At 32.0% G+C, this 8,538-nt stretch carries 10 protein-coding genes and 1 pseudogene; 4 read left to right on the top strand and 7 right to left on the bottom strand.

Annotated elements, in window-relative coordinates; all coding sequences use genetic code 11:
* A partial coding sequence (locus GHI45_RS11065; RefSeq protein ID WP_153497456.1) for an LPXTG cell wall anchor domain-containing protein occupies window positions 1-348 on the top strand: 348 nt, incomplete at its 5' end.
* 71 nt (window positions 349-419) lie between these two features.
* Here the strand turns inward: GHI45_RS11065 and GHI45_RS11060 are convergent.
* Window positions 420-1,100: pseudogene (locus GHI45_RS11060) on the bottom strand (IS6 family transposase).
* Between the two features lie 504 nt (window positions 1,101-1,604).
* Here GHI45_RS11060 and GHI45_RS11055 point away from each other — a divergent pair.
* On the top strand, window positions 1,605-1,913 hold the full coding sequence (locus GHI45_RS11055; protein ID WP_147780828.1) for a hypothetical protein: 309 nt from the start codon (window positions 1,605-1,607) through the stop codon (window positions 1,911-1,913).
* Between the two features lie 222 nt (window positions 1,914-2,135).
* Here the strand turns inward: GHI45_RS11055 and GHI45_RS11050 are convergent, their stop codons facing one another.
* The 6 genes from GHI45_RS11050 to GHI45_RS11025 form a co-directional block, all read right to left on the bottom strand.
* Entirely contained in the window at window positions 2,136-2,429 is a 294-nt protein-coding gene (locus tag GHI45_RS11050) for a hypothetical protein (RefSeq protein WP_147780829.1), read from the bottom strand.
* A gap of 63 nt (window positions 2,430-2,492) precedes the next feature.
* Entirely contained in the window at window positions 2,493-2,981 is a 489-nt protein-coding gene (locus GHI45_RS11045; protein WP_147780830.1) for a hypothetical protein, read from the bottom strand.
* A gap of 35 nt (window positions 2,982-3,016) precedes the next feature.
* On the bottom strand, window positions 3,017-3,421 hold the full coding sequence (locus tag GHI45_RS11040) for a DUF536 domain-containing protein (RefSeq protein ID WP_147780831.1): 405 nt from the start codon (window positions 3,419-3,421) through the stop codon (window positions 3,017-3,019).
* Window positions 3,421-4,326, bottom strand: a complete 906-nt coding sequence (locus GHI45_RS11035) for a replication initiation protein (protein WP_147780832.1) — start codon at window positions 4,324-4,326, stop codon at window positions 3,421-3,423. Before GHI45_RS11035 ends, GHI45_RS11040 begins: the two co-directional genes overlap by 1 nt.
* Window positions 4,327-4,767: 441 nt before the next feature.
* On the bottom strand, window positions 4,768-6,027 hold the full coding sequence (gene mobV / locus GHI45_RS11030) for a MobV family relaxase (RefSeq protein ID WP_147780833.1): 1,260 nt from the start codon (window positions 6,025-6,027) through the stop codon (window positions 4,768-4,770).
* A 395-nt stretch (window positions 6,028-6,422) separates the two neighbouring features.
* Window positions 6,423-6,821 (bottom strand): hypothetical protein, encoded by a 399-nt coding sequence (locus GHI45_RS11025; RefSeq protein WP_147780834.1) that lies wholly within the window; start codon window positions 6,819-6,821, stop codon window positions 6,423-6,425.
* Window positions 6,822-6,952: 131 nt separating this feature from the next.
* On the opposite strand from GHI45_RS11025, the gene GHI45_RS11020 reads away from it, so the two are divergent.
* On the top strand, window positions 6,953-7,234 hold the full coding sequence (locus tag GHI45_RS11020) for a hypothetical protein (protein WP_147780835.1): 282 nt from the start codon (window positions 6,953-6,955) through the stop codon (window positions 7,232-7,234).
* 500 nt (window positions 7,235-7,734) lie between these two features.
* A partial coding sequence (locus tag GHI45_RS11015) for a hypothetical protein (RefSeq protein WP_153497455.1) occupies window positions 7,735-8,538 on the top strand: 804 nt, incomplete at its 3' end.

Here is an 8,538-nt window from a genome sequence, read left to right as displayed (position 1 = left end):
ATCACTGGTTACACCTTTACTGCATTGAAAGCAGGAAGCGCTCCAACAAATGGAGTAATCACTAAAGATGAGAAAGAAGTAATCTATGTCTATATGAAGGATCCAGTGTCAGTAACTCCAGTAACTCCTAAGACACCGTCGACATCTAACTCAATTAACAACACTGTACAATTAAAAACTAGCTCTAATGGCACAAAGACATCTAGAGGCGGTTCTTTACCTAAAACTGGAGATGAGTTCACCGTTTTATCAGTGTTGGTTGGTTTGAGTCTAATTTATTTGGCAGGTGCAGTGACTCTCTTTGCTCTAAAAAAACGTAAAGGGATCAAAAAAGTTAATATAAAATAGTTTTTGTAAAAATAGCCGGTTCTGTTGCAAACTTGTATAACAACAAAATTTCTTATCTATTTGTTTTATGCTTAAGCAGATATACCCATTAACACCTTAATTTCAGTAGATACCAAAAATCCGAAGAGCATTCCATTTCTTCGGTTCTTTTTATATATTCCTCGAATTGCCTCCATGCCATTGATCGTAGTAGAGGCCGTGCGTAGACTTCGATAAAATTTATTGCGCCGTTTAATTGAGCGGTGATCTTGTTCAATTAAATTGTTAAGGTACTTAACCGTTCGATGCTCGGTCTTAGTATATAAACCATTCTTCTGTAATTTTCTAAACGCAGAAGCTATAGAAGGTGCTTTATCGGTCACAACAACTCACGGTTGACCAAATTGTTTATGAAGTCGCTTTAAGAAAGCGTAGGCTGCTTGAGTATCTCCTTTCTTTCGTAACCAAATATCTAAGGTTAAGCCGTCTGCATCAATTGCTCGGTAAAAATAATGCCACTTCCCTTTAATTTTGATATAGGTTTCGTCCATTTTCCAGGAATAGAAGGACTGTCTATTTTTCTTCTTCCAAAGGTGGTAGAGAACTTTACTGTATTCTTGCACCCAACGATAAATAGTAGTGTGACTCACCTGTATTCCTCGTTCATAAAGAATTTCTTGAACATCACGATAGCTCAAATTATAACGGAGATAGTAACCTACTGCAACAATAATTACGTCTTTTTGAAATTGTTTGCCTTTAAAATGGTTCATATTCCCTATCCTCACTATCTTTTTTCTTCATTTTACACTGAAATAGCCTTATCGGGAAACTTTGCAACAGAACCTGATAGACTTACATTCATTGCTTGAAGGGCAACGCTTAAACGTTCAAATCTTATCATTGATTTTCCATTTTCAAAATTATGAATTGCGGATTTTTGAAGACCATAACTTTCAAAAAAAGAGAGAGGAAGATTTTTTTTGCGTTCTTAATTTTTTAAATACTTTACCGTATCTTGCGTAGTGCAATGGACACCTCCAAATATATATATTATTTTTATTTTTTTAGAATTCTTGTGAAAGTTGAATCATAATAAAATTATTGAAAATTTAACATCCTATGCGACACTTTTGAGTCTCGATTTACTGCTCATGAAATTACTAAAAATATTTTCAAGAAGCATATATACTACGTTTTTAAATTAATTAAAATGTTTTTGTATAATTAAATTAGTAATATCAAAAAAATTTTCAAGGATCACGGAGGAGTAAATTATGTCTCAAAAAAAAGTTAAGTTTACAAAGGTAGAACGTGAATTTTTAGATGAGCTTTGCTATCTTTTAGATAGCGCTGATGTTTATCCTGAAGAAAAGAAAAAATTAATCATTGCCAAAGAATTATTTGAAAAAGGAGAGTACTTTCCAAATGTTGTTCGGAGAATAGAGTTCACTTTCCGGGAACAGGCATTGAGAGGTGGTCTAAGTCCAGAATTTAATAGTGTCTATACAAAGATACCAGTAATTTTGAGAAAAACAGTGCCTTTAGGTTCGAATCCAGGAATTATGCAAGTAATGCCTTTATGAGGACTGCAGTTGATAAATAACTTGCATTAAACAACTGTTTTCAAAAAAATAGTTAAATTTAAAGGAGCTCATAACTTATAAGTTATGAGCTGTTTGTGTGACTATTGATTTTATTGAGCTCCAATAAGCTCATAACTAGAGTTTAGAAGGTACTTTATTTTTTAAAAATAAATCTCCCAAGAGTTTTTTGCTGAGCTATATTCTAATTTACTTACTAAAGATTTAATACAATAATAGTTTCATAGCTGATAAGATACTAGATAAAAGCATCAAAAAAATAAAGATAGTCATTATTTTTTTGTCATATTTTATAGCATTTTCCTTGCTTAATTTTGTAGTATTTACTAATATTTCTATAAAAGTTACCCCTGCAATTAGAAAAGAAAAAAGACTTGATTGTATTGCCCCTGTTCTACTAACAAAAGTTTGGGTAATCCACCAATAGATTGAGAGTGCAATCCCCATAACTCCTGCGAAGAAGAACAAAACCATAAATCCAATATAAAATTTTTTCATAAATCTTATTAAAAATATATCCTTTCACAAATTAATATAATGCATTCAAACATACTACCATTTTCATTCCTTACTTTTAATTGATTCTAAATAATATAAAAAGAAAGGAACTTCTGACAGAACATACATCAAGTAAAATGAAGTGAACTTACATTTTTCTATCGTGGATATATCTGAAGTAACAAATAGAATAACTATAATAATAAGCAGAAGTGTTAAAAATGATAATCTTTTTATGAAATAGGACTTGCTATACTTTTTGTAATACAGCACAGAAGTTTCAAAAGAAGTTTCTTTTTTTTCTTCCCGAATTCTTTCGTCCTTATTCATTCTAACATATCTATTCTCTAACCTTCTAAGTTCAAAAATATCACCCAATACGGATTTTACTGCAAAGATAAAAAGTAAGCTAAAAAAAATTTTAGTTATAATTTCCGAAATAAGATAGTTATAACTTGTAAATAATAAATAAAAAAGTTCAGCAAAAGATAAAAATAATATGTTCCAATAAAAAGCTATTTTTAGCATATGGATTCTTTTTAAATAATTCATTGATAAACCTCCTCACCCATAGACAGTGCCTAAAATTAACTCCAGAATTTCCACCATCTTTTACTTTTTTCTGTTTCTAAAAGAAGAGTTTTTTCTTCTAACATTTCTTGTGTTTTAAGTTGAAGTTGTTGTTGCTGATCTAATAATTTCTGCATACGTTCTAATTCATTGGCTTTAATTTTTAGTTGATTTCTTAAAAAATCAACCTCTTCGCCCATTTTTTCATACTCTATAGTATGCGTACTAGTATTCGATAGTTTATCTTTCTTATTACTTGTTATTTGCTCCGAGATAAGCTTTTGCTGAACTTTTGAAATCACATACTTATTGCCTACTTTATCTAATTCAGTATGCATACTTAGTGAGCGAATTATTTTATCTATGTAAGACTTGCTAACCTGTAAATCTTCAGCGAGTTCTCTAATTGTTTTACTTGCCATTAGCCTCTTAATTCTCTTTCAATTTCTTCAAGTTCTTTTAGCTCTTTGAGAGTTATTTCTTCACTTCGTCGTTTTCCAGAAAGTTCTTGGAATTTTTTCATTAATAAAATTTTTTCAGGAGGTGTGGTGTTCTGAAAATTTGAATTCGACCACTCGGGTACGTTATTTTTTTTGCCATTAAATTTATTTTCTATAAAGGCACCAGTTTCTTCTTTTTGCCAAGAAAACCTATACGCAATGATTGGATTACCAACTCTCTTTGCTTTAATTGGAATAATTTTTAATCCCTTAAATAATGGAGACAACTCCTCGCTAATGGGTTTTAATACTTTAGCATTAAAATTATTCGCTCTTTGCATTGATTGAGGCACATCTAACATAATAAATAGATCTTCCTTTGGAATTTCACCGTTTGGATATCCTCCAATTACGCCTTTTGTTCTCCATTGCTTAAGGTGTCTAAACATTGTTTTTGCATATGTAGAACGAAGGTTGGTAAATTCCTCAAGTTCAAATTGAGTAAAGTTGGCTTTTAATTGATTCACAATATATTTAAAGTCGTGTGATATCCTAACTTCGAGTGTCATGTCGATTAAATTATCATCCCATTTTGCTTTAAAATTTTGAAACAGTAAAAATCTTTCATAGCTATTTGAAGTTTCTTCGATGTATTGTAAATTAAAAACTTTATCTGCCAGAGACTTAATAGTGTTTCTGAAGTTACCACCATGCTTCTGCGAATAATTAGCAAATTCTTGGAGCTGTGCTTTATCGAAACGGATTACTTCACTCCCCTCATCTCTAAGCTGTGTTAGTATTGCAAAGAAAAAATTCTGCTCCTCTGAGGTCCATTGTCTCATCGGAATTGTATTAATTGAATTTTCATATCTTGTTACTTGCTTCATAGATGTTTATTCCTTTTAAAATTTATTAAGTATTATTGTAATTGTACAATTTTTTATTAAAATATACAAATTACGAAAGGTAGCTAATAGCTGGACTTTTGTAGCTTAATAGCTGGACTTTTGTAGCTTAATAGCTGGACTTTTGTAGCTTAATAGCTGGACTTTTGTAGCTTAATAGGTCTCGCAAACAGCGTGGTTAAGCCACAGAAACGAGGGGGAAAGACTTTATAAATATTATTAAATAATATATAAATAGTCAGGGGAGAAAAATCTCCCCCAAAATCTACGATTTTTCCCTCTCTTTTTTTAAAATAAAAGAATGAAATTTTCTTCGAAAATAAAAAACATAAAAAAGGGCTTTGCCCTCTTTTTGCTTTGCAAAAATTCACCCCTGCAATAAAATGCTAACGCCCTCCGGTTGTAGATACCTTGTTGAGTGGACTATAAAGATAAGCCTCCCCCGTCATGTTTGGCTTTGTAGCTGTTTTTCTTTTGTTTTTCTATCAAGCTTTCGAGTTGGAGCTCACTTGCTGTCGCAATCAACTCTGGAATTAATTCATCAAAGGGCTTATTTATTTCTCGACCATCTGAAAAACTTCCAATCTGACCGCCTTTTTGAATCATTGTCTCTTTCCAACTGTCATGAACACCTAAGTCAATGGCAATATCGGCTAGCATTTCATTCTGAGCCTCTCTTTTGCTGTTTAAGGCTCCTAAACTTTCAAAGTAATCTTTCCTATCATTTGTGAGGTCAAGGTGCTTAGAATTGATTTCTGACCACTTCTCTTTGATATATTCTTTAATTGCCTCATATTTTTCTTGAATAATAATAAACATTTGCTTAACCGTTAAATTAAATTCACGAGGGAAGTTACGGTCAACGTCAACCTGTTGGACATTATCAAGGATTGTCTCACTATAAATCTGAGTTAATACTTCAGCTCCCATATGAAAATCGGGGAAGTTGTCTTGAATGAGGTCCCAGTCTTTTTCCCATTGCTCATAAAAGAATTCACGCTGTTTTTTGTCGTTAGTTTCCTTGTCCTCTCTCATTTTTTGTTGTAAGTCGTGTGATTTTTGAGTTAAATCATCTACTTTTTCTTGTAAATGCTCAATTTTATTTTTATATTCCGTGAAATTAACATGTTCTGTTTTAGATTCTTTCACACCTCGTTCAATATCGAAGTCATAACTTTGAAAATGTGTGGGCAATTCTTCCTGAATCATGCGTAAGCATTCTCTATCAAAGATTGTTTTTGCGGTTAATCTACCGTCCTTCATTGGAACAATTCCCATGTGCATGTGTGGGGTTGCCTCATCCATATGGACGGTCGCAAATCTAATGTTTTCTGCACCAAATTTATTTGAAAAAAATTCTACAGCTGCTTCAAAGAATTGTCTTGTTTCTGCTTCATCAAGACTTTCGAAAAAGTCATTACTTGAACTAATGATCCAGTCTTGCATGACAACCGCATCTTTTCGAATGGCACGACTGCTTGCTTTATTTTCGTTGATATAATCCATGAATTCATGCTTGAATGTTGTGGATGCTTTATGACCCACCAAATCATAATTTAAATGTGTTCTTGAAGGTTCAATATCTTTGTTCTCATGATTCTTGGTTTTTCGATCGACATGAATTTGATAACCTGCCAAACTTCCTACTTTTCTTTTCTCGGTTCTAGCTACCATAAATGCCATAAAAATGTCCTCCTTAAAGAATTGAAATCTTGCTTAGAGTATAGCACAAAATCGGAGCAACTTCCAAGTAAAGTATAACTTACTATACTTTACGATGTAAAGGTAAGCTCTGTCTGAGGACTCCTAGCGGAGCGCTTTGGCAAATATTTTTGCCAAAATGGGCCTTCTGTCCCACACCCTGAGCAAGTAAAAAAAGACAGGTCACCTGTCTCTTTTTATTCTTGTTTTTCTACGAAAAAGCTCTGCCAGTGATTTCATCAAGACTCTTTCAGAGTGACCACTTCGTGGAGAGGCTTTGCCATGCTTGTCAGCAGGACTGCCTACTCGGCAGGAGCAAGCGTCGCACGCTTGACCGCATTAGTAACGTCCGTTTTGATAACGTAATCGAATATTTTTCAGTCTTGTTGATTTTCTTGTCCTATGACCTTATCTACTTCCTGATTATACCAATCTATATTTTGTTGGTGTTCATACGCGCTATACAAACTATATAGCAATATCACAGCACTGAGCACAAGAATAATTTTCAGATTTTTATTCGATTTGTTGTTTTTTTTATTCTGTATTATTGTTACACTAATCCATAATAGCAACAATGCTATGGTAATAAAAATCCCAATATAACCAAAGAATAAGCTAAGATAATACGCGACCAAACTTGTAAACACTGTTGTAATCGCATAATAAATATATTGCACATTTTTGTACAAAAATTCTTTATTTCGAAAATACATAAATACTGCAAAAATCCATACAAAAAATGACATATAGGTTAGAATGCCTGCCAATAACATTTTATAAATCTCCTTTTTCAGCTCTATTTAACTATAAAAATGATATCATAAATTGTAGGGAATGAACTCGTTTTCTGCATTGATAAGGATATATCATAGTTGTATAATTAACTAAATTCAGGGAGGAAAAAATGGAGGAAATTATTCCATTAGTATTTGTAGTCATTTTTTTTATATTAGTTAAAACTGGAAACAATAAGGACGAAAATGAAGTTGAGAAGGCATGGGAGAACTATCTAAAACAAAACCCATTATCAGAATTAGATTATCAAAAATTTAGAGATGAATATTTTTATCCGAAGTCAGATGCTAAGTATAACACTAAAAAAATTATTAGAATAGTAACAATTTTGGGAGCTTTATTTTATTTTTTATTCATTTTTTATATTTTTATATCGCTATTTTTGCCTTGAACATATTTAACTCAAAATTACCGTTTTATCGAAAAAATTCAAAAGGATCATATCAGGTATTTAAAAAATATTGATTAACGAAAACATGAACCAAACATTATCTGCTGATGTTATCCTAGACAAATGGAACATAAAAACAAAAATAGGCTCATAACTTATAAGTTATGAGCTATTTACTTTATATAATGATATGAAAAATTTGAAATAGGACATAAAAAAACAGTTTTTTATGTCCTACGGGCTATGTTGCGAAGTATAAAACAATCTATCATATTCTTCCATTATAATAGACATTAATTATTACCAGCACCTTAAATTCATTATATGTCAAAAATATAAAAAGTGTTCTATGCTAAAATGAGAGGGATATAATTCTGTTTTTAATCATATCTAGCTTCTGTTCTCAGTAAACGATATTTCACATTTTCGTTATATATGTTATTATTGTATTGAGATGACAATCCAATTATATTTTTTTTTACATTTCAGAAGGAGAATTTATGAAAAAAATTTTTTTAACTATTCTTAGTTGCAGTATCATCTTCTTGATATCAGTCCCTGATTCAGTAGTCTTATCAGAAACACTACTATTCAACCAACCCTCAAATAGTTTGAATGATACTATAATCAACTTTAATGACTTATCATCTAGCTCATCAACTCCGACAGATACTGGCGTTACTATTGAGTTAGACTACAGTCAAAACACTACGGAAACACGTTCTGTTTATGTTCCAGTGAGTATTGTAAACTCAGCAAGTTATAGTCTGCAATCGATATCTTATCCAATTCAAAGTTTCAATGTTGCGGATAAAATTTTAGGAATAAACCCTGCCTACAGAGGAGATGAAGCTAATGGTGGGACTGGAGAAAATGTCAACAGGAGAACAGTCGTTTTTGTTGCTGAAAGTGGAGCGAACAAAAAATACTTTTCAATAGATATTTTAGTACATCCGTTCTACTACACCTTAGATCCAAACAATGGTAATTTTATAAATACTCATGATAGCACAATCAAAAAAGTTTTTCTATCTACCTACTCTGCTTCAGGATACAATATTTTTTTTGATGGAGTCTCCAGACTTGGTTATACTTTTAAAGGATGGACTACTGAAAAGGATAATTTATCTACTCTCATTTCTCCAGACCCATCCACTAATGGATACCATTTAAATCGTGATAAAGGAATAGATCTGTACGCTTATTGGGAACAAATCCCCACCCTTGGTGCCTCCGTCATTGCACACTATCAAGATGAATCAGGAAATAAAATTGCGGATGATGAAATAAAATCTGGCAATGTT

The sequence above is a fragment of the Lactococcus sp. dk101 genome (genome assembly GCF_009601055.1).
Taxonomy (GTDB): Bacteria; Bacillota; Bacilli; order Lactobacillales; family Streptococcaceae; genus Lactococcus.
The sequence above is the reverse complement of the archived record's forward strand: the minus strand, read 5'-3'. Positions and strand labels throughout refer to the sequence as shown.

Bases quoted from the DNA above. Each gene is read 5' to 3' on its own strand.
- GHI45_RS11055 (WP_147780828.1), top strand. From the start codon at position 1,605: ATGTCTCAAAAAAAAGTTAAGTTTACAAAGGTAGAACGTGAATTTTTA.
- GHI45_RS11020 (WP_147780835.1), top strand. From the start codon at position 6,953: ATGGAGGAAATTATTCCATTAGTATTTGTAGTCATTTTTTTTATATTA.
- GHI45_RS11050 (WP_147780829.1), bottom strand. From the start codon at position 2,429: ATGAAAAAATTTTATATTGGATTTATGGTTTTGTTCTTCTTCGCAGGA.
- GHI45_RS11045 (WP_147780830.1), bottom strand. From the start codon at position 2,981: ATGAATTATTTAAAAAGAATCCATATGCTAAAAATAGCTTTTTATTGG.
- GHI45_RS11040 (WP_147780831.1), bottom strand. From the start codon at position 3,421: ATGGCAAGTAAAACAATTAGAGAACTCGCTGAAGATTTACAGGTTAGC.
- GHI45_RS11025 (WP_147780834.1), bottom strand. From the start codon at position 6,821: ATGTTATTGGCAGGCATTCTAACCTATATGTCATTTTTTGTATGGATT.
- mobV (WP_147780833.1), bottom strand. From the start codon at position 6,027: ATGGCATTTATGGTAGCTAGAACCGAGAAAAGAAAAGTAGGAAGTTTG.
- GHI45_RS11035 (WP_147780832.1), bottom strand. From the start codon at position 4,326: ATGAAGCAAGTAACAAGATATGAAAATTCAATTAATACAATTCCGATG.